At 46.5% G+C, this 21,485-nt stretch carries 15 protein-coding genes; 10 read left to right on the top strand and 5 right to left on the bottom strand.

Annotation, left to right across the window (positions count from 1 at the left end):
• Window positions 1-66: 66 nt before the first annotated feature.
• Window positions 67-1,080 carry a fumarylacetoacetate hydrolase family protein gene (locus WCK19_RS01810; protein ID WP_342395639.1) on the bottom strand — a complete coding sequence of 338 codons (1,014 nt, stop codon included), beginning with the start codon at window positions 1,078-1,080 and terminating at the stop codon, window positions 67-69.
• A 321-nt stretch (window positions 1,081-1,401) separates the two neighbouring features.
• Between WCK19_RS01810 and WCK19_RS01805 the strand changes: the two genes are divergently transcribed.
• The 8 genes from WCK19_RS01805 to WCK19_RS01770 all read left to right on the top strand — a co-directional run bounded on the left by WCK19_RS01805 (window position 1,402) and on the right by WCK19_RS01770 (window position 9,944).
• On the top strand, window positions 1,402-3,030 hold the full coding sequence (locus WCK19_RS01805) for a hypothetical protein (RefSeq protein ID WP_342395638.1): 1,629 nt from the start codon (window positions 1,402-1,404) through the stop codon (window positions 3,028-3,030).
• Between the two features lie 5 nt (window positions 3,031-3,035).
• A complete protein-coding gene (locus WCK19_RS01800) occupies window positions 3,036-3,740 on the top strand; it encodes a hypothetical protein (RefSeq protein WP_342395637.1) in 705 nt (234 codons plus the stop codon).
• A gap of 12 nt (window positions 3,741-3,752) precedes the next feature.
• Window positions 3,753-4,301, top strand: coding sequence for a hypothetical protein (locus WCK19_RS01795; RefSeq protein ID WP_342395636.1), 549 nt, complete (start codon window positions 3,753-3,755; stop codon window positions 4,299-4,301).
• Window positions 4,302-4,303: 2 nt separating this feature from the next.
• Entirely contained in the window at window positions 4,304-5,692 is a 1,389-nt protein-coding gene (locus tag WCK19_RS01790; protein WP_342395635.1) for a MurT ligase domain-containing protein, read from the top strand.
• 47 nt (window positions 5,693-5,739) lie between these two features.
• Complete coding sequence (locus WCK19_RS01785) at window positions 5,740-6,072, top strand: hypothetical protein (protein WP_342395634.1); 333 nt, start codon at window positions 5,740-5,742, stop codon at window positions 6,070-6,072.
• Window positions 6,069-6,794 carry a hypothetical protein gene (locus WCK19_RS01780; RefSeq protein ID WP_342395633.1) on the top strand — a complete coding sequence of 242 codons (726 nt, stop codon included), beginning with the start codon at window positions 6,069-6,071 and terminating at the stop codon, window positions 6,792-6,794. Before WCK19_RS01785 ends, WCK19_RS01780 begins: the two co-directional genes overlap by 4 nt.
• Before the next feature lie 5 nt (window positions 6,795-6,799).
• Window positions 6,800-8,281, top strand: coding sequence for an AMP-binding protein (locus WCK19_RS01775; protein ID WP_342395632.1), 1,482 nt, complete (start codon window positions 6,800-6,802; stop codon window positions 8,279-8,281).
• Window positions 8,282-8,696: 415 nt separating this feature from the next.
• Window positions 8,697-9,944 (top strand): hypothetical protein, encoded by a 1,248-nt coding sequence (locus tag WCK19_RS01770; protein WP_342395631.1) that lies wholly within the window; start codon window positions 8,697-8,699, stop codon window positions 9,942-9,944.
• A gap of 164 nt (window positions 9,945-10,108) precedes the next feature.
• On the opposite strand, the gene WCK19_RS01765 is transcribed toward WCK19_RS01770, so the two are convergent.
• The 4 genes from WCK19_RS01765 to WCK19_RS01750 all read right to left on the bottom strand — a co-directional run bounded on the left by WCK19_RS01765 (window position 10,109) and on the right by WCK19_RS01750 (window position 14,253).
• A complete protein-coding gene (locus WCK19_RS01765) occupies window positions 10,109-11,575 on the bottom strand; it encodes a redoxin domain-containing protein (RefSeq protein ID WP_342395630.1) in 1,467 nt (488 codons plus the stop codon).
• A 173-nt stretch (window positions 11,576-11,748) separates the two neighbouring features.
• Complete coding sequence (locus WCK19_RS01760; protein ID WP_342395629.1) at window positions 11,749-12,552, bottom strand: glycosyltransferase family 2 protein; 804 nt, start codon at window positions 12,550-12,552, stop codon at window positions 11,749-11,751.
• 115 nt (window positions 12,553-12,667) lie between these two features.
• Window positions 12,668-13,477, bottom strand: coding sequence for a glutamate racemase (murI, locus tag WCK19_RS01755; protein ID WP_342395628.1), 810 nt, complete (start codon window positions 13,475-13,477; stop codon window positions 12,668-12,670).
• Between the two features lie 2 nt (window positions 13,478-13,479).
• Window positions 13,480-14,253: a gamma-glutamyl-gamma-aminobutyrate hydrolase family protein gene (locus tag WCK19_RS01750; protein ID WP_342395627.1), complete on the bottom strand. Its 774-nt coding sequence runs from the start codon at window positions 14,251-14,253 to the stop codon at window positions 13,480-13,482.
• A gap of 421 nt (window positions 14,254-14,674) precedes the next feature.
• On the opposite strand from WCK19_RS01750, the gene WCK19_RS01745 reads away from it, so the two are divergent.
• Together WCK19_RS01745 and WCK19_RS01740 are read left to right on the top strand one after the other, a co-directional pair.
• A complete protein-coding gene (locus WCK19_RS01745; RefSeq protein ID WP_342395626.1) occupies window positions 14,675-20,500 on the top strand; it encodes a DUF2298 domain-containing protein in 5,826 nt (1,941 codons plus the stop codon).
• Window positions 20,501-20,519: 19 nt separating this feature from the next.
• Window positions 20,520-21,461 (top strand): alpha/beta hydrolase, encoded by a 942-nt coding sequence (locus tag WCK19_RS01740; protein ID WP_342395625.1) that lies wholly within the window; start codon window positions 20,520-20,522, stop codon window positions 21,459-21,461.
• The last annotated feature ends 24 nt before the right edge of the window (window positions 21,462-21,485 follow it).

Below are 21,485 nucleotides of genomic sequence, written 5' to 3'. Positions count from 1 at the left end.
TATCACCATAAACACATGGATGCCACTCTTAGCTAGGGTGGCATCCATTAATCTAAGCGGTTTAGCCTAAACATCCCCGCTAACAACCGTGTTACGTAGAATCCCTAATCTTTCAACTTCAAGCTCAACCACATCGCCCGGTTGCAACCAGCGCTCTCGTTCGTCGCCTTGCTCCAGCAAACAACCTGTACCAACTGTGCCGCTGCCCAAAACATCGCCGGGTTCAATCCAAGCATTTAGAGAAGCTCGCTCTATCATTTGCGAGAAAGTGTAATGTATATCCTTAAAATTACCGAGAGAAACTTCGCGCCCGTTCAAACGCGCTTTCATTACCAAATCAAAGCGTTCTTGCTCGCCCATCCCAACCCGTTTATCTTCAAGCTCATCAGGAGTGACAAGACAAGGACCGAGTGAGGTTGCAAAGTCTTTCCCCTTAGCAGGTCCTAAGCCAACTTTAATTTCTTCAATTTGCAGGTCACGTGCGCTCCAATCGTTCATAATTAAATACCCGCCGATATAACTACCAGCCTGTGAGGCTAGAACATCGCGTCCGGGCTTACCGATAACACAGGCTAATTCTAGCTCAAAATCCAAAGCAGAAGATTCGCGTGGATAAGGCAAGTATTCGTCATGCCCATAAATAGCGCGGTGATTTGAAAAATAGAAAGCAGGAATTTTATACCATTCCGGTATCATTTCCAATCCCCGATTTGCCCGCGCGGTTTTGACGTGATGCTCAAAGGAATAAAAATCCCGCAGGCTTGGCGGTACTTCTAACGGGGCGCGTAGCCTAATTTTTTCCAAATCCAAGCTGTGCATATCAGCTACAGGCAACTCGCGGCAAATTTGGCTGAGAGTACGCTGCTGCTGTATCGGCAGATGCAAAAATTCCAGCACAGTGGTTGCCCGTCTTACCAACTCCATATCCTTGCGGGCTTCAGCCCACGCACAAACTTGGCTGAGGTCATATACGCGATTACCCACTAGCACCCCACCTAACGCTTTTGCTTGACGATGGGCGTACATTTCAACTCTATGATTTATGCCTTCAGTATGAAGCACGTAACTGACAAGTTTCATATTTTTTCCGTTGCCTTTTTACAATTGCTAGTTGACAGACAGCACGAATATTATAGCACGGCTCAAATTGACCGCTATATTAAATCGCCTTATTCAACAGGGATTATGCGTTTAGCTCAAACTTTTCATGAAGACTAAAGCAGCCGTAACTAGGTAGCAAGAGAGACAAGCTCAAAGCAAACGTCTCAAAGCTGGTATCTATTTCCAAACGCATAATCCCTGGAGCTATAGAGAATGAAGTTTGACAAATGAGGTAGAATTAAGGACAATGAATGCTCCATTTGTGCGTATATATTGTTACCTCCGTGAGGTAATTAGCCAATGAGTGCGAGAATGAACCAACCCGATTTTCTAGGCAATTCATACGAAAATCTGTCCGAACCTTTTAGTTCTGAAGCAGATGACGATTTGCTGGATGAGGGTATAGAGCCTCTGCCCGGTATGTTGGATTTTGAGACTTGGGCAGATGCGCGTATAAATGTGTTCGCTTCGCTTGATGCGAAAATGACTCAGCACATTATGGAAGCGGTTTCTGCCCTCAGTGAATTGCGCGTCCGCTCCGAAGAGGATGCACGTCGAGTTGCAATGCAACTTGAGCAACAGCGCTTGTTATTGCACAATGAAGTAAATACTTTGAAGCAAGAGCGTACCCGTTTACAAGCTGAATTAAGGCTTGCCCGGCGGGAGGTTGAAGAAGAACGCGCCCGGAAATACGCCCTTGAAAAAGAAGCTTCGCTTATGCATGGTAGCGTTGAAAGTTCGCCCGGTTTAGCGCGTGAAGTAATTGCACTTACTCGTCGTGTTCAAGAATTGAGCGAGCAATTGCAAGCTTTTATTCAAGGAAAAACTGTTCCTGCCGTGGCAAATCGGCAAAGTTATAACCCAGTTCCATCTACACTATCACTTGAGTTAAATTTTGAATCGGAAACTATTCCGAATGAACTGGACAAGATGATGCATTTGCCCCTTCAAGAGTTCTCGGATGCACCAACACCACAGCTAAAACCGCATGGTCGCATAAAAAGGCTACCACTTGAAGAATCGTCTCTGCCCCTTACCTTGACTGAAACTCCAGAACCGCAAGCGGAAGTTCCAATTCCAACGATAACCTCAAAAATTCCCGCACAAATTCCCTTCGAGCTACCTTTGGTTGAAACTCAAGAAAAGGTTCCAAGCAAGCAATCAAGGGCAGTTGACCAACGCCTGCACCATTTATTGGGACGGGGTTTCTCCCAACCCCGCATTGAAGCATCCGCAGATGCCGGCGAAATGCCTGTTAAGGTCGTTTCTTCTAATAAAAATATTGAGGTAATGGAAACTCGCGCGAAAAGCGACAAAGCTGCGCTGGCGGATTTAGGCTCTAAGCTTGGTGTTCAAGAGGTACAAACCCCTCCTCCTGTAAACTCTATAAAGCTTGGTCCGGGATTTAATTCATCGAGTTATACTTCTGGCAGTAATTTAAGGGACGCGTCCGACTCAGCTTCGAGTTCAGAAATTAAACGCTCCAGTGAATCGATTTCGCCCACTATAGTTAATCCCCGGCAGGGAGAAACCGTTATGGATTTAACGGTGGAATCTGAAAGACCTGTAATACCTGCCCATTTGCTGCCGCGTACCAATCCGGCAGCGGAGACTATAGTGCCTCCGGCGCGTCTCAGACCACCGCCCGGCGCTACTACTGGCAACGAAAACTTCAACCCCACCGACATCGAAACCAAGTTAATCATCTCGAATTTGCAGGGGCTTTCGTTGTTGGTTATGGAAAAAGTGATTCGCAGTTTGCCCGGTGTGCATCAGGTTACTGTAACTGATTTTCGCAAGGGCGAACTGGTTATGGATGTGCGCCACCACCTTTCTTTGGCATTGGATAGAGTGTTACCTCAATTGCCCGACCTGAATTTAAAACTCATCTCACGGGATGACGGGCTAATGTTTGTGCAGGAGCGATAACCGGGATGAGTAGGGTTACACCACTTTTTGAACTTCAACAGATAGATACGAATATTGATCGCCATCATATCAATATTGCGAATATTGAAACGACCTTGTTAGATAAATCAATGCTTGAGGCTGCTCGTCAAGCGGTTTCTGACTCAGATAACGCGCTACGTAAAGAGCGCATAAAGTTAAAAGACCTAGAATTTGAAACACAAACAGCCGAGAAACATGCTACCGATTTAGAAAAAAAATTGTACGATGGTCAGATCAAAGGCGCTAAGGAAATGAAATCGGCTCAGAATGAAATAGATACCTTCCGTAAGCGGCGAGCCGAACTTGAGGATAGCAGCGTTGAAGTGATGCTAGAAGTAGAGGAAGCTGAAAAAACGCTGGAAGTTGTGAGACAAAAGCTTGCGACAGTAGAATCTGAACGTGAAAAGTCGCTAATTCCTTTAACGCAAGAATTGACTAAGCTTAAAAAAGAACTGAGCGTGTTGCAACCTGAACGAGAAAAACAGGTCAAAAAAATAGCGCCCTCCGATCTACCATTATATGAAAAGCTACGCGCTCAGAAACAAGGTGTGGCAGTTGCCGAACTACTGATGGGCAAAATTTGCGGTAAATGCCGGGTTGATATACCACTTTCTAAGCAGCGAGATTTGAAAAGCCCGATTGTTATTATAACCTGCCCAAGCTGCGGGCGGATTCTATATTTGTCGTAAAGGTAATCTGAGATGGTAACTAAAGATAGCTCCGCCAACCTTGAAAAATTAATCTCTCAACTTTCGAGTGAAGCTGATGTGGCGGATGCGTTTGAGCGGTTGGTGCATTTGGGCGACTCGGCTATTCCAGCGCTTGTTAAAGCATTGCGTAACGCCGAACAAGACCGAGAGGTGCTGTATTCAGCGTTAAGCTCAATTGAAACCGATGCCGCTTATGCTGTATTAACCGAGCAACTTTTCAAATCTACCGATAAACAGGAACAAACCACCCTTGCTCTTTTGCTGGCTCAGGATGGGCGCGGCGAAATTTCGTCTTGGCTTATTAAACAACTTCCCGCGCACTGGCAAGAGGGCAAGTGGTGGCAGCAAGCCGGGCATGCACAGTCTGAGTATATTGCCACAATGTTGGCGAGTCTAATTTCACTGGATGTTGACCCGGCATATTTGGACTGGTACGAAAAGATTCTAGATGGTGAAGATGAGAAAAAACAGGATATTGCTATTTTCATTGGTGAGTTGCTGGGCGAAGTAGATATTATCGAGTACGACGAGGACATCTGATTTTGCGGCAAATCCTAGCAATCACAGGTGGCAAAACCATCCTCGAAGTTTTGCGGCTTGCTCGGCGTGGCGGTACGGCACTCCCCGGTCTTGTAGCACACCGCCTTGACCCTCATATCCTGACCGGAATGACGGCGCGATTCCCCGGAGGCTCTGCGCTGGTAACAGGCACAAATGGTAAGACCACTACTACCCGCCTTTTTTCTTCGATTCTATCCAGCGCCGGATTAAAAACTGTCAATAACCGTAGCGGCTCAAACCTGATTCGCGGTTTGACTAGCACGCTTCTTTCCCAAGCCTCCTTCACTGGAAAGCTCGAAGCCGATATGGGTCTTTTCGAGGTAGATGAAGCCGTTTTCCCACAGGCAACTACCGAAATTATGCCGCGTTTGGTGTTGATGAACAATCTTTTCCGTGACCAATTGGATCGGTATGGGGAAATCGAGACTATCAGGCAACGCTGGGTTGCAGCGATAAAAAAATTACAGCCGGGAACTTTTTTAGTACTCAATGCAGATGACCCCTCAGTGGCATATCTTGGCAAGTTTGCGCCTGAAGGCGTGCGCGTTCTTTACTATGGTTTAGATGCACCCGAACAAAGTCGAGAACATTTACAGCATGCGGTAGATGCCTCCAAATGTATTGTGTGCGCTACCCCTCTCCAATATTCGGCAATCTATATTTCACATATGGGGCATTATCGCTGTCCAAACTGCGATTTTGCCCGACCTGTGCCGCATTTTACAGCGCGTGAAGTGCGTTTGGAAGGTACGGATGGCTCGGCTTTCGTGCTGGAATTTGAGGAGCAACGTCTCGATTTGCGGGTGGGCGTTCCGGGCTTGTACAATGTTTATAATGCTATTGGAGCAGCCACCGCTTGTATTGCTCTCGGCATTGCGCCTGAAAATATCCGCCGAGGTTTGGAAAGCTTCAAAGCCGCTTTCGGGCGAATCGAGCGTATTTCACTAACGCAAGGGCGCACGCTGCTGTTGGCGTTGGTCAAGAATCCGGTAGGCTTTAACGAAGTTTTGCGGATGTTGCTCCAGTCTCCCGGCAAATTGCGGCTTATGGCGTTGTTAAATGACTTGATAGCCGATGGTCGCGATGTAAGTTGGATTTGGGATGTGGACTTCGAGATATTGCAAGACCGGGTGGAATGGCTATATACCGGCGGCATCCGCGCCTATGATATGGCGTTGCGCCTGAAATACGCCGGAGTTACGCCTGCTCTAATTTGCGCGGAAGAAGATATTAGCAGGGCGTTGGATGAAGCAATTGACCGTCTCAAACCCAATGAAACACTTTACATAACTCCTACCTATACCGCGATGTTACAACTTCGCGAGATTTTGCAAAAGAAAGGGCTGGTTGTGCCTTTCTGGGAGGAGTAAAAACGGGGTAGCGTTAGTTTCACCCCTAATTGTCAGGAGAAGTAAGTATGTCACAAGAAAATAAACCTGAAGATATAGATTATCCCTTTCCAATAGCCGTTGAGGATACGCCGTATGACCCTCCGACAACTTACACTTATCAGCCGCAACCTGCTGCTCAACCGGTTTATAGCTACCAGCCTCCGCCTGTAACTGCCCCTCAACCCGCTTATTCTTACCAGCCCACGCCCATTGGGGCAGTGGACGCTGCTAATAAGCCTATGCCACCTGTACGTACTGGCGCAAATACCACCGCAGTTGAAGTAACGGTTGGGATTATTACTTTCTTGGTATTATTGGCAATAATTGCTTTGATGATATATCTGGTATGGTGGAAATGAAACTCGAAATCGCTTTTTTGTATCATGATCTGATGAATATTTACGGGGATCGGGGAAATATCATTACGCTGGTACAGCGTTGCCAGATGCGAGGTATTGAAGCGGCGGTTTCTTCTCTAACCATCGGTGATTCGATTGACCCTGAGAAATATGATTTGTACTTTTTCGGGGGCGGGCAAGACCGCGAGCAATATGCTGTAGCTGATGATTTGCAGGGCAAAAAAGGCGAAATGCTGCTAAAAGCCATCGAGTATGGCGCGGTTTCGCTCAATATCTGTGGCGGCTATCAATTGATGGGGCATTATTACCAACCGGACGATGGTCCAAAACTGCCCGGTATCGGTGCGCTCGATGTGCATACTGTTGCAGGAAATCGGCGGTTTATCGGCAATGTGGTAGTGGCTACAGAATGGGGTGAGCTGGTAGGTTTTGAGAATCACAGCGGTTTATCCTATATCGGCGCAAAGGCACGTCCGCTTGGTAAGAGCGTGGTAGGCTATGGCAATAACGGGCAGGATGGCTTTGAAGGGGCGGTGCAGGGTAAAGTGTATGGCTGTTACCTACACGGTTCGTTATTGCCAAAGAACCCCCGCTTTGCTGATTTGTTGATTACTCAGGCGTTGGAACGGCGCTATGGAAAGGTAGAGCTTCCACCGCTGGATGATAAAATAGAGTTGCAGGCACATACAGCCGCTATAAAACGCGCAAAAGAGACTCATTAGAAACTATGGCAGACTCAATTCTTGAAGCGTTTCTGAATAATTGCGAAAAATCCCCCAATAAATTATGCCTTAGTTTTGAAAATCAATCCCTCAGCTATACCGATTTGGCAAATCGCGCCCACCGCTTTGGTGCTGCCTTGCAGGAATGGGGCTTGGAAGAAGGCGAGCGGGTTGCGCTATTTCTCGAAAATAGCCCGGATTTTCTGGCGGCATATCTGGGTATTTTTATGGTAGGTGGCGTGGTAGCGCTGGTAAACACTGCTTACAAACAGGTAGAATTGCGCCATATTCTGAGAGATAGCGGTGCGCGTCTGTGTTTTACCGAGCAAGAGCGGTTGTCCGAACTCGAAAGAGTACAGCCTGATTTGCCAGAACTGGAAAAGATAATAACGCTTGGTTCCGCTCTTGAGGAATTTCTTACCAACGAAGGTAGTTTTACTCCACGCTTACGGCAAGGTGAGGAACTGGCGGTACTTGCCTATACCTCCGGCACAACCGGGCGTAGCAAAGGCGCAATGCTGCTACACCGCAACCTGATTTCCAATATTGAGTCTTTGCGACAGACATGGGGCTGGACTGAAAATGACCATCTTTTGCTAACGCTGCCTCTTTTTCACGCGCATGGTTTGATGGTTGGCGCACACGGCACGCTCACTTCGGGAGCGAGCGCAGAGCTAAAACGTCATTTCAATGCTACTGAAGTTTATGATAGCTTGCTGACCGGGCAATTTTCTATGTTTTTTGGTGTACCAACAATGTACACGCGCTTGCTTTTGGAATCGGTACAACGCGCTGAAAAGCCCTTACCCTTGCGCTTATATGTATCGGGGAGCGCACCGCTGAGCGCACAGACTTTTGAGGAATTTAAACAGGTCTTTGGGCAAGCAATTCTGGAACGCTACGGTATGACCGAAACTATCATGAATATGACCAACCCTTATGAGGGAGAACGTCGCCCCGGTACGGTGGGCTTGCCATTTCCCGGTCAAGAAGCGCGGGTGGTAGATGTGAAAACTCGCCAGCCGCTACTGCCCGGTACGGATGGCGAAATCGAGGTACGCGGTTCGCATGTATTCAAGGGCTATTGGAATCTGCCTGAAGCTACCGCCGAAAGCTTTAGCGCGGATGGCTGGTTTCGCACCGGAGATTTAGGGCAAATGAGTGAAGACGGATATTACACCATCAACGGACGCGCTAAAGAATTGATTATCACGGGGGGCTACAATGTGTATCCGCGTGAAGTGGAAGAGGTTTTGCACAACTGCCCCGGTGTCGCGGAAGTAGCCGTTTATGGCTTACCGGATGCAGATATGGGCGAGAAGGTAGCGGCAGCAATCGTACGAAATGATGTTTCTCTGAGTGAAGAAATAGTGATTGCCTTTTGCAAGGATAACCTTGCCTCATATAAAAAGCCGCGTCAGATTGCCTTTGTGGAAGCCTTGCCACGCAACGCAATGGGCAAAATTCAGAAACATTTGTTGCGCTGACTTTGGTGGTAAAGCACTCGCTGAATAGTGAAAAACCTAAGAATAATTTTACAAAACGGGCTGGAATATAAGTGTGCAGAGTTAGGATAATCGGTTATAAAAATCAGAAAAAAATTAGACCGAGTGAACAGGAATGTCAAAGCCTTTAGCAGGCGTTGGAGTTGTGTGGGCTAAATTCGCTCAAAGCCAGATGGTTTTCAACCTTCTTTACCCTAAATCTGAACACTTACATTTATTGTTTCTGTTTTGGCTTGATTAAAGCCCTGAAATACTGTGTTTAGACGTTGACTTTACTTGACAATAACATGTATAATGGTGCAGAACTTGTCATAATAAAAATTAACTCCAGACTGTTTGTGCGTCTCTTCCTGTGGGGCGGTACATACCGCGTTGAATGCCAAAACCGGGAGTGGCTATGAAACCTGAAACACTTGCCTATCGCGTGCTGGTGGTTTTCACATTATTTGTCGTTTTGTTGAGCGCTGGCGCTTGTAGTGATACTACTCCTCCGAGTCAAACTCAAAATGACTCTGCTTATATACAGGCTCAAGTAACGCCTACAGGCGCAGTTAGGTTGATTGGTACTGCCGGTACAACCGGTACGGTGGCTCGTATCATCAATCCAACTCCAACTGAAATACCGTTAATATTGCCAACTCCAACCGAAGTAGGGGCGGGTACTCCTGTTCCAACCAAAGATTTGGTAGCACCTGCCACCAGCACTCCAATACCGCCTACGCCAACCAATACACCGCCTCCTGCGCCGCCTACCAATACGCCAATACCACCGACTCCTGCGCCACTAATAAATGTAGTAGGTGTGATTCAGCAAGACTTTCCCGGTTTTACCAGTGTGTATAACGGCTTTGAGTACCCTATAACCAACCAGTGCATCCGCAATGCTTTCCTTACTATGCCGACAGCAGGCATTACTAAAACTGCCGTGCCGTATGATTTTGCAGGTCAGGCAACACGCGCCGAAGAAAGAGCTTGGTTTGATGCAACAGTAAATCAATATATCCGAACCCCTGTTGGAACCCATACCCAATTGACGCTAGTAATAACAGACGCTACTTTTTTGGAAACCAGCATGGTGGATTTCCGACCAGATTTGGTGTTATTCTGGAACGTCTTAAATAACCTCACCATCCAAATGATTGACCCCGCTACCGACCCGGCGATTTACCAGCGTGCCTACGAAGAATCGCTCAATCTCTACGTGAACCGCATGCTGAAAGATACCAAAGCGAGGGTTATTATAGGTAATGCGCCGGATGTAACTTCGATGTGGTATTTCAAGCCCTGCTTCGCCCCTGAAGCATTACGCAAGGTGCAGCAAGACTACAATAATATTATTGCTAATGTGGCAAAGAAAAACCCTACCCGTGTATTTGTAGCTGACCTTACGGGAATAGAGTTAGGCAAATACGCATTCTATATTTCAATAGATGATGGTTTCTGGTTTACCGTATCAGGGCATCGGGAAATAGCCAAAGCCTTTGGCGATGTTATCAACAAAAAGTTGGGAATAACTACACCAGTTAAAGTGCCATCGCTCTATTATCCCGGTAGTCCGATAGCAGGTACAACCGCTGCGGGTGGCTCTACCACTGGTACAGTCGCGCCTATTACGGGCGCTGCTACTCCCGCTGCGCCTCGATAAAAGGCTAACACTGGTTTTGGAAATATTCTAACAAAGAACGGTGCGAGTGTAATTCTCTCATCGTTCTTTGTTTTTTAGCCAGAAACTGTAAAATTTCAGATGGGGTAGCAAGTTCAAATTGTTAAATACTGAAACGCCTTAGAAAGGCTAGAGTAATATTGCCCCTATAACTCCAACGTCATGCCATCTCTGGCAGCCACAATCTTAAGCTCATTAAACCCTATCATTTGCCTTCGATGATTAGCTAACTCTAGTAATAAGTCAATAGTATCATCGTCACTAGAGGGGTCATGATGGTATAAAACCAATGTTTTGACACCTGCTCTTGCTGCGGTATCAACTGCAACTTCGGGCGAACTATGACCCCATCCAACTTTATGCTCTAACTGTGCAGAAGTGTACTGGGCATCATGGACTAATATATCGGCGTTGTGGGCGAGTTCTAGCAAATTGACATCAATAACATCGTTGCCCAATAGTTCGTTTGGATTTGGTTGAGAAAAACTTAGTGGTTCATGATCGGTGGCGAAAACAATACTCCGACTATTGAGTTCAAGGCGATAAGCGGCGCTTGGGATAGGATGCTTTAGCAATGTTCCCGTCACTTTCGCGCCATCCAAAAAATAAGCCCCATTTTGCATGGAAAAAAAGTTAAGCTCTGATGGTAGAGAATGTAGGCTAACTGGAAAATAGATTTGCTCCATTTGGCGTGCCAATATGCTCCTTAGAGTTTGTGAACAACTGCTCCAGCCAAGCATATTAAAGCGATTTCCCGGTTTAAAGACCGGGCTAAAGAAAGGAAAGCCTTGAATGTGATCCCAATGAGTGTGGCTCAGAAAAATATAACCAGCAAGCTGTGAGCTTCCTGTTACCTCCAACCAATCATCCGAAATTAAATAATTTCCAAGTTCTCTCGCGCCAGAGCCACAATCAAAAATATACAAATGCCCTGTATCGCTTGTTACACTGATACAACTGGTATTACCGCCGTAACGCTGGTAATCTATTCCTGAAACCGGTATTGAACCTCGCGTACCCCAAAACCGCACTTGCAATTTGGTAGGTGTAGAAAGGGGCTTATCTCGCGGAATTTGCATGGCTTTACGCCTTTCGGCACGCCACTTCTCAATACCTTCGGTATAGCCGCTCCATTCTCGCACCAAATTTAAGGCATACTCAAACTCATCCATTGAGCGTGCATGATTAATTTCAGGCTCTATGCTCATCCACTGTACATAGCCTTCCAAATTAATTAATACTGTAGCTCTTTGATATTGATTATCGGCAGTTAACATACCGTAGGTAGCCGCCAAATTATTGTCAGGGTCACTGATTAAAACGATTTGTTCCAGTCCAACCTGATGTGCAAAAGCGGTATGTGAGGCTACGCTATCCTTACTTATACCAAATGTTTTAAGTTTTATATTCCCGCTGAGCTTAATCATTTCTTCCAATAAGGGCAATTCATCGCTGCAAACGTTACTCCAATCTGCTAGGTAGAAAATGAGTAAGATTGCGGTATTGTTTATATAATTGCCAAGATTGATTTCACCAGAGGTACTTTGCGCTAACCAGATTGGCGATTTTCCACCTATTTTTATTTGGTTTTTATTTGTATGTTTTGATTCCATCAATTAGTTTTCTATAAATGAATATACAATAAATTATTGGCATAAATCATTATACGGCAATATGCCCAATAATAGGCAAGGCTAACCCAGCAGGTTACTCCTATTCACAAGATTAATTAGGGGATTAAGAAATAACAAAACAGCCGGTTGTTCATAATACCGGCTGTAAATATTTATTTTCCCGACAATGCGCGTTCTTTTATACGCTGTTGTTGGTATTTTTTATGCTCACGTCTAATTTCTAGTTGCCACCACAGCGTTAGGAGATTAACTGCGGTTCGCCACAGGCGAGGGAAATTGAAAAATTGGCTTTTACCGTAGGCACGGTGGAAATGGTGAACCGGCACTTCGACAAAGTTAAATCCGGCATCTTGTAGCTTTTTAACTAATTCGAGCGCAATTGTACCGCTATTGCTGGTCAGTTCTATATCTTCAAAACAACTGCGCCGTATCAGGCGGAAATCGCAATCGGTATCGCTAATCTTCAGTCCAAAAAGAAACTTGACCGTCAAGTGATAAATCCGTCCGATAATAAGCCGATGCAAGGGGTCGCTACGAGAAATCTTGAAGCCGTTGACAATATCAACGCCCGGTGTCATCTTTTCAAGCAATAATTCCAGTTCGTGAGGGTCATACTGGGCATCGCCATCGGTATAAAAAACAAGGTCTTTGGTGGCAGAAGCAAAACCGCTCTTTAGAGCGCCGCCGTATCCTCGGTTTTTCTTATGATGAACAATACGCACATGCTCAGGATAAACCCTACCCAATTCATCCAGAATCTCAGGGGTATAATCCTTGCTACCGTCATTAATCACAATGACTTCATAATCATCTGTCAGCCGACGGCAAGTCAGCATCGCTGACAGAGCCATACTGGCAATAGTGCCACCATCATTATAAGCCGGGAAAAATACCGATATGCTGGGACGTTTTGTGGTAGATTCAGAAGACTTAATCTTTTCCATTGTTTCTGTCACGACTTCTCCAAATTCCTGCTAATGAGCAATAATCCTATATCAATTCCAAACTTTTGCACAAATCTTAGTATCTTTATTATAAAAATTTTAGCGCTAAATGGTCAAGTTTTGAAACTTAAGATTTGATGATAAATTTGACCGCAGGTACAGAATCCATCTTCAATAACTTCTGTGTAATTACACCTACTTGCTGAGAGTTTCCACTGGTAAAAATAGTAAGCGTGCCGGAGGTGGCTTTCAAATTGAGCAAACCATTATTTTCTAGTATCCGGCAAGTTTGGCGGGCTACTGCCTCGCCGCTGTCTATTACCAGAAGTTTATCACCATATATCGACTCAATCAGGGGACGCAAAAATGGAAAATGAGTGCAGCCAAGTACCAAAGCATCAACGCCTTGTGCTACAAGAGGGTCGAGATGGGTTTTAAGAATGGCGCATGTCTCGGCTGACTCCGTATTACCAGACTCTACTAGCTCAACCAAACCGGGAGGGGCGCTTATCAACACCTTTTTATCTCCGGCAAAGCGTTCAATCACATCCTGTAAAGCCGGGGCGCGACTGGTTGCTTCGGTGGCAAGCACACCGACAACACCATTGCGTGTATAACCTGCGGCAGGCTTTACAGCCGGAACCATCCCCACAATCGGTATTTGCAACCAAAGTTGCCGCAAGTACGCTACAGAATGGGTACTGGCAGTGTTACAGGCAATTACCAACGCTTTTGCGCCTCTTTCTAGCAGAATAGTTGCTACCCTTTGTGTTAATTTGCGAATCTCTTCTGGGGAGCGAATTCCATAGGGGCAATTGGCGCTATCGGCATAATAGAGGAAATCCTCGTAGGGTAGAAGCTTTCGGATTTCTCGTAGTACAGAAAGACCGCCTACGCCTGAATCCAGTATTCCTATTGGGTCATGCGCTTCCGCCATAGCTAAAAACCTGTTAAACTCCCTGCACGTTGTCGGGCAACGGCTACAAATTCACCTAGCAGTACCGAAGCCCACGCATGTTTTTCCCAGAGTTCTTCCGGGTGTGATTGAACTGAAAATATCCAGTGCGCTTCATTTTCGCTTTCCAATGCTTCCGCCACACCATCCCGCGCAAAACCGACCACTCGCAGCCCTTTACCGGGAGTTTTAACCGCTTGGTGATGTAGAGTATTTACTTCCAAATGGGTAGTTCCACACAATTTGGCAAGACGGCAGCCCTGCTCTAATACAACCGGATGGGCAATGTAATCGCGTTGTTGTTTATTAAAACTCAATCGATGGTCTAGCGGTTCGCCGGGAATTTGAGAGGATATATCCTGATAAAGCGTACCGCCCATAGCAACATTCAAAACCTGCTGCCCTCGGCAAATACCAAGTATCGGCAAACCATCTTCAACTGCGCGTTGGGTAATCCAAAGTTCCGTCTCATCACGCAAATCGTCCATTGCCTCGGTTCCATTTAATTCTTCGCCATAACGAACCGGATTTATATCATCTCCGCCTGATAGTAGCAAGCCATCGAGCTTTCGATAAATTGCATAAATCGCTTTGGTATCTGCGCTGGCAGGGATTAGAACGGGTGAACCGCCGGAGGCTATCACAGCCTCGATATAAGTGTTACTGATAGCATGCCGATATGTGCCGTTCGGTTGTAGCATACGACCGCATGGAATACCGATTAGCGGTGAAATTTCGGTGTTGTGGAAGAGCGACATTAAATCTCACACCTCTCTTTTTCAAAATAAAGTTTGTTTTTGAATAATGGGGCATTTGAGTAAAAGTTACAAACTGTCTTTATTTAATGTTAGGTTATAAACTCTTTTTGCTACCCTCTTCCATTAATTTTAACATGTTTCACAACCCTTTACTTTGCCCATAATACGACCGTAACTAACACAAATAGGCAATATGTCCCGCCAACCTGAAATGCAAAATAGTTTCGCTCTCCCTGAACAATTCGAGCATTTTCCGATTTGCAAAAATGGGCAAAGCCGAGCTTTGTTTAGGCTGAATTGCCGAGCGCGGCTTTGTAGTATAGAATGTGCTGAAACATTAACGTTTGGCATGTTGTTCTCCATATATGTAATGGCATGCTCATCACTGCTAGTTCAAACATTAATCCGACACCTATAGTAAATGAATAACTTCTGGCAAAACAAGCGCAGCGAAATATTGGTCTGGGGTCTCCTGCTTATAATCTTATTGGTGGCGGGCAGTTTCCGCTTTCAAAGTCTAGATTGGGATCAGGGACAGTATTTCCATCCCGATGAACGGGCAATAATTTGGCAATCGAACGGTCAGGGCGTTATGAACCTGATGACAGTTCAAACCAACGGCGGTTATGATAATTTGGGGCAGACCCGCGCTTCGGTGAGTTTCCCTCCCGGTGGGTTGCAGTTTTTTATACCCAATGATGCAGCAAACCTACGCCCCGCTACCGAGCAAGAAACAAAGCTTTATACCGCAGCCAAAATACAAGGCAAACAATACACGTTGCCCGCTAATGTAGTAGTGCCCGACCAACCCGTTCCCGACAAAGCAATTAATTTCTGGAACGCCGCTTTTAGCCCATTAAACCCGCGCTTTTTCGCCTATGGTTCGCTCCCGATGTACCTCATCAAGTTTTCAAGCTGGATAGCCGCTTCTGTTTTTGGTTCACAATGGAACAATTATGCCAACCTGTATTTGGTAGGGCGGTTTCTATCTGTTTTGTTCAGCTTGGGAACGGTGTTGCTGGCTTTTTTCTTAGGCAGACGCGCTTTTTCTCCTAGCTTGGGACGCAAAGCGGGAACAGCAATCGGCTTGAGCGCGTCCGCTTTTCTAGCGGTATCGGTGTTGGACATCCAGCTTGCTCATTACCTGACCTTCGATGTAGCCCTAACATTTTTTGTAACGCTGACTGTTTTCGTAGCTATCGGTCATATGCGTAGCGGTTCACGCTGGAGCGCAATAAGGATGGGGGCGGCTTTCGGGCTGGCTCTAGCATGCAAGGTTAGTGCGTTACCGTTAGGCTTAGCGTTGGTAGTAGCGGCATTGCTCTACGGGCTTTACGGAAAAGCGCAACACAGCGGCGAATTTGCCGGAAAACCAAAGTTAAGCGGTCAACCCGGAGAAGAACGTTTTGGTAGCATTGGCTTAGGTCCGCGCCTTATTCTCAGAACACTGGTAAACCTGATACTGAGCGGCTTAGTTACTCTGGTGGTTTGGTTTATCGCTATGCCCTACGCCTTCCTCGATTTCACCACTTGGTTTGACCGGGTAGTGGCAGAAAACGGGATGGCGCGTGGCATTTCAGACTATCCCTATACTCGCCAATATGTCGGCACTATACCCTTCCTATATCAGTTCGGAAATTGGGTGCAATGGGGCTTGAGTATCCCGCTAGGAGTGTTGGCGGCAGCGGCGTTGGCTTACGGGCTATATCATGCGGTATGGTTCAGGCTCAAAGCGGAAATCCTGCTTTATTGCTGGCTTGTACCCTATATGCTTGTTACCTTTACAGGTGAAGCCAAATTCAACCGTTATTTGCTACCGATTACACCCGTTGCGCTGGTATTGGCAGCGCGTCTGCTGGTTTCCCTATATCTATTGGCGCAGAATAGCAACACGGCTACGCTCTACAAGCTGCGGAAATTTTTGGTGGTTGGGCTTGGTGTATTTATAATAGGTTGGGGCTTGGTATGGGCTATTAGCTTCTCACAGATTTACGGGCAAGAGCATAGCCGGATAACTGCCAGCGAATGGATTTATCAGAATATACCAGAGGGGGCGAGGTTAAGCGGTGAAGCGTGGGACGAGTCGTTGCCGGTCTCATTGCCCAATCAGGCAAAATACCGGGAGCAATACCAATATACCGATTGGAATAGTTACGAAGACCGCCCCAACGATGAGATAGCGCAATACTGGGCAGACAAATTAAGCAACACCGATTATATAATCCTATCCAGCAACCGCCTGTATGCCACCATCCCAAAACTGCCATGGCGTTATCCCGTTACCACGCAGCTTTACGAAATGCTTTTCAACGGGGATTTGGGCTTTCAACTGGCAAAAGAGGTTTCAAATTATCCAACTGTTCCGTTGGTCGGCTGGCAAATTAACGATGATACCGCCGATGAGAGCTTTTCGGTCTATGACCATCCAAAAGTATATATTTTCAAGAAAAAGGTTCAGCTAACTGAAGTAGAGTATCGCAATCTTTTCGCCCCTTCGATTAATGCGCCATGGGTTCCCAAACGTTACCCCGGCAAAGATGACCTCCCTGTTATTCCGGCGCGACAAAACGATGGCGTTTTACAAAGTACGGGTGATGCTCAGCGAGTGGATAATGGCAAGAGCTTGTTGCTGGACAAGCCGGTAGATCGCCAGCCTGAAGTCAATGATAACGGCTGGAATCAGCTTGTCAACGAGCAGCAATGGTTAGCGGTAATTAGCTGGTTCGTAATGGCTCAAGTTTTAGGTTTAATCGGGTTGCCTTTGGCGTTGCGCTCTTTCCGCCGATTGCCCGACAAAGGTTACATTCTGGCAAAACCTATCGGGGCAGCGTTGGTAGCGTTAATTATTTTTTTGGTAGTGGCAACGCGCTTGTATCAATACACCATTTCCACCGTTTACATGTGTCTGGCGGTGTCAGGAGTAGTCAGTGGATGGCTATGGTGGCGTTATCGTAGCGATTTAGCATACTTCTGGAAACACAATCGCGCCCTGATAATAATAGAGGAAGGGGTCTTCCTACTTGGGTTCGTGGCATTTGTACTGATAAGGCTGGGTAATCCTGACCTGTGGCATCCCTACTTTGGCGGTGAGAAACCGATGGAATTCGCGCAACTCAACGCAATTGTTCGCAGCGCGTATCTGCCACCCTACGACCCGTGGTTTAGCGATGGTTATCTGAATTATTACTACTACGGGCAATATGTAGTTTCCACATGGGTTAAACTCACCGGAGTTCAAACCTCCATCGCCTTTAATCTGGCAATCCCCTTGTTATATGCTTTTGTATTATCGGGCGGTTTTTCCATTTCCTTTAATCTTGCGCGTATTTACCAACAATGGCGAGCGCGGAGAGCGAGGTATCTGGGCAATAACTGGGCAAATGCTTCAAAATTACGTGGAAAGCTTGAAATTCATCCGCATGAAATTTCACCGGATGATTTAAGCAAAGCGGGTCCGATGTGGACAGGTATATTTGGGGCATTTGCGTTGGCAATCGCGGCAAATATTGATGGATTGGTACAGCTTTTACAGCATAATCGCGCCTTCGCCGAACTAATCAATGCCCTTAATATCTACCCGGTACGGGCAGAGCAATTACGCGCTTATGATTATTTCCGTAGCACGCGAGTTATTCCCGATACCATCAACGAGTTCCCATATTTCAGCTTCCTGTATGCCGACCTACACGCACACCTGATTGCGCTACCCTTTACCCTTTTGTTGTTGGCATTGGCGTTGAACCTTATTTCGGCGAATTGGACGGGTTATGATGATACTGGCTATTCTCCGCCTATAAGGCTTATAAAACGCCTCTGGTATGCGCTGGACGGCACCCTGCTAATACCCTTACTGTTTGCGGTAGTAATCGGCTTGATTGGCGCTACCAATATTTGGGATTTGCCAACCTATATTATGGTTATCTTCATGTCGCTGGTCTTTGCTTTCTTCCGGCGACCTTACAAACCGACAGTAAGCGAGAATGAAGCGGATGAGCAAACCCCAAGATTCCGTCCTCTGAATCTGCTGGTAGAACTGGCAGCAGCGGGAGTAACCACTGGCTTAATTGTATATTCCGCCTTCCTGATGTATAGCAACTTCTTTAACAAATATCAGGCGTTGTACAGCGAAGTTAAACTAACCAGCCTCTATTCCGATTTCGGGCAAATAATCTTCTTCTGGTTAATGCCTCTCTTTTTCGTTATTTCCTACGCGGTATGGAGTTATTGGCGTTGGTTAAGTTGGAGAAAAGGTTGGAAAACTGCACCCACTAAAGACAGTAAAGCCAGTTATAAATTGGAAGAAGAACTGGACGACCCTTTTGTAGCACAGCCAGCAACGCTAAAACCGGCGCGAGCCGAACTAGCTTTTGCAATAGTAGGCACTGGAAGTAGCCTTGAAACAGAAATGGGCGAAAGTAGTTCCCCCGAAAGACAGCCCGAAACCAACCCAAGCAGTTATAACCGTTATAGCGTCCCATGGATAATTGCGTTGGGATTAGTGGGCGTGGTCATGGTTATCGCATGGTTTTTTCCTGTCACAATGGAATGTAAATTCGAGTCCGTTTTCTGCCAGAAAGCAGGACCCGGCATAACCCACACCGGACCTCGCTGGGCGAGCTTTGCTACTATGGGCTTTCTGGCATTGGCATTCTTATTCCTGATTTTCGGGCGAGCTTATGACCCCGACCCCGAACAGTCGGCGCATGCTCGCAATCCTGCCAACCTTTTCGCAAAGCTGATGATTCTAGCAGCGTTTTGTATAATTGCCGGATTGGAAGTAGTTTATCTGGCGGATGATTTTGCCACCAGTTATCGGGAACGCGCCAACTCAATTTTCAAGTTTTATTATCAAGCTTGGACAATGTTAGCGTTGGCTTCGGCTTTCGCTACATATGTATTATGGACGAACTGGATTGCGCCCCGCTGGTCGGATGTGGAACGCCGTGTTGGCAAGTTGCGCCTTGCAGTACGCTTCCTGTGGATAGGCGCAGCCACGATGCTGGCTATTGCCAGTTCATTGTATGCAATTCTAGTAACGCCGACTCGCATTGCCGAACGTATGGAAAACCCATTGCCTGCTACTACTCTGGACGGACGCGCTTATTTTGATACTTTGCGCCAAGTGATGGGTATGCCCAATATGCCTCTTGGCAAATCTTTTGATATGTTATATGAGGCACAATCCCTGCACGAATTCTACGATAAAATACAGGGTACGCCGGTAGTGCTACAGGCAAGCATTTGGCCCTATCGGGGAAATGGCAGTTGGATTGCTATAAATACGGGCTTGCCAATTGTGCTAGGATACGACCACCATGAATCCCAACAGCATTACGATTTGCAAGTCTGGAAACGTAGCGGCAACGGCGGCGGTTCTGGCGACATTCATGATATATACGATACGGCAGATATTGAATCAGCGCTTAGCTTAATAAATTATTACCACATCACCTATATTCATCTTGGTATTATCGAACGCGAGTCGGATGTATTTCGCTCCTGTTATCCGGGCGAATTGGGTGAGACAATCCGTTCAACCACCCCGACTTGTTACGACCCACTGGTAAGTGATGCAGGGCTTAACAAATTCGACAAGATGGTGAGCATGAGTTTGTTGGAAGTAGCGTACCAGAACCCCGGAGTTACAGTGCTGAAAGTAACGCCACGCGGGCGTTCTGGCATAGTTGACCCCGCCGCCGCTGCCGCTAATCCGGGTCAGACCATTACCACCGACCCAAAACTCGGTAGGCTGCTAGATGCGGTAAAACGCAACCCGCTGGATTATCAGTCCCACTATGATTTAGGCGTTTACTATTTCAAAAGAGGTGATTTACAGGAAGCAGCGCAACAACTGATAGAAGTAATAAGAATTGTACCGAATGAAGTCAATCCGTATCACGTGCTAGGTGATATTTTCTCGGCAATGGGCGAGAGTGAAAAAGCATTGTCTGCTTGGAAAGAACCAACAATACGCGCCCCCCAGAATGTTGCAGGACATAATAAATATGCGATGGGTCTAGCAGCAGCAGAACAAAACGACGAAGCAATAAAAGAATATAATATAGCCTTACAACTTAATCCGAAATTTGTTGAAGCGGCATATCATCTTGGCGAATTTTATGAGAAACTGAATAAACGCCAAGAGGCAATCAACGCTTATAATTACGTTATGCAAAATGCACCTAATACCAATGATTTTTGGGCAAATCGTTCCGCCGATCGCATCCGCGTTTTAAGCGGTCGCTAAAAAAAGAGGAGACAGAAGAATGCCGTTGGAGCCACAATCTAAAGCCTTGATGGACGAGTTACTCGCTTCAGGCGTAACACCGCGCTATCTTATGACCCCCGAAGAAGGTCGCAAATACGCGCTTAGAACCTTTGTTGAGTTGGCAGGACCCCCTGAACCGATTTACAAAACCGAGGATCGTACCATTACAACTCATAGCGGTAATGTAAAGATACGGATATATACCCCCTCCAACAAACCCAAAATGCCCGCGCTGGTTTATTTCCATGGTGGAGGCTGGCGTTTTGGCAGTATCGAGACTCACGAAGCCCCTTGCCGAACTTTGGCTAATTTGGCAGACTGCAAGGTCATTTCGGTGGAATATAGCTTGTCGCCAGAATATCCTTTCCCGGTAGCGATGGAGCAAAGCTATAATGCTACCAAATGGGTTTATGATAATGCTGCCAGTCTGGGAATAGACCCGGACAGGATTGCGGTAGGTGGCGATAGCTCGGGCGGAAACTTGGCAGCCTCTGCCTGTGTAGCAGCGCGTGACCGCGGAAATCTTCCTCCGATTTTTTACCAAGTGCTGATTTATCCGGTGGTAGATTTTTATTATCCCGGCACAAATTCATACAAAGAGCATGGTACAGGCTATTTTCTTACCGCCGAGGCAATGAAAATTTACTGGGATAGTTATCTAGGACGTACCGAAGACTCGCAGAATGCGTATGCCGCGCCTTTAACGGCTGCCGATTTTGAGGATATGCCTCCGGGACTAATAGTGTTGGCGCAATACGACCCGCTTTACGATGAAGGGGTCAAATACGCCGAGAAACTAAAAGTAGAAGGTATTCCCGCAAAAGTGCTGACCTATGAAGGTGTAATGCACGGTTTCTGGGGTATGGCTGCCAAAATTGATTTGGCGCGTAAAGCCCATGCCGATGTTGCAGCCGAGCTACGGAAGGCTTTCGCTCAGTAATAATAGGTACGGGGCAGGTGGCGC

The sequence above is a fragment of the Candidatus Chlorohelix sp. genome (genome assembly GCF_037138995.1).
Classification (GTDB): Bacteria; Chloroflexota; Chloroflexia; order Chloroheliales; family Chloroheliaceae; genus Chlorohelix.
The sequence above is the reverse complement of the archived record's forward strand: the minus strand, read 5'-3'. Positions and strand labels throughout refer to the sequence as shown.

What these genes read in the sequence shown, in the direction of transcription:
- WCK19_RS01770 (WP_342395631.1), top strand. Translation starts at nt 8,697, where the DNA reads ATGAAACCTGAAACACTTGCCTATCGCGTGCTGGTGGTTTTCACATTA.
- WCK19_RS01740 (WP_342395625.1), top strand. Translation starts at nt 20,520, where the DNA reads ATGCCGTTGGAGCCACAATCTAAAGCCTTGATGGACGAGTTACTCGCT.
- WCK19_RS01805 (WP_342395638.1), top strand. Translation starts at nt 1,402, where the DNA reads ATGAGTGCGAGAATGAACCAACCCGATTTTCTAGGCAATTCATACGAA.
- WCK19_RS01780 (WP_342395633.1), top strand. Translation starts at nt 6,069, where the DNA reads ATGAAACTCGAAATCGCTTTTTTGTATCATGATCTGATGAATATTTAC.
- WCK19_RS01800 (WP_342395637.1), top strand. Translation starts at nt 3,036, where the DNA reads ATGAGTAGGGTTACACCACTTTTTGAACTTCAACAGATAGATACGAAT.
- WCK19_RS01765 (WP_342395630.1), bottom strand. Translation starts at nt 11,575, where the DNA reads ATGGAATCAAAACATACAAATAAAAACCAAATAAAAATAGGTGGAAAA.
- WCK19_RS01745 (WP_342395626.1), top strand. Translation starts at nt 14,675, where the DNA reads ATGAATAACTTCTGGCAAAACAAGCGCAGCGAAATATTGGTCTGGGGT.
- murI (WP_342395628.1), bottom strand. Translation starts at nt 13,477, where the DNA reads ATGGCGGAAGCGCATGACCCAATAGGAATACTGGATTCAGGCGTAGGC.
- WCK19_RS01785 (WP_342395634.1), top strand. Translation starts at nt 5,740, where the DNA reads ATGTCACAAGAAAATAAACCTGAAGATATAGATTATCCCTTTCCAATA.
- WCK19_RS01775 (WP_342395632.1), top strand. Translation starts at nt 6,800, where the DNA reads ATGGCAGACTCAATTCTTGAAGCGTTTCTGAATAATTGCGAAAAATCC.
- WCK19_RS01810 (WP_342395639.1), bottom strand. Translation starts at nt 1,080, where the DNA reads ATGAAACTTGTCAGTTACGTGCTTCATACTGAAGGCATAAATCATAGA.
- WCK19_RS01750 (WP_342395627.1), bottom strand. Translation starts at nt 14,253, where the DNA reads ATGTCGCTCTTCCACAACACCGAAATTTCACCGCTAATCGGTATTCCA.
- WCK19_RS01795 (WP_342395636.1), top strand. Translation starts at nt 3,753, where the DNA reads ATGGTAACTAAAGATAGCTCCGCCAACCTTGAAAAATTAATCTCTCAA.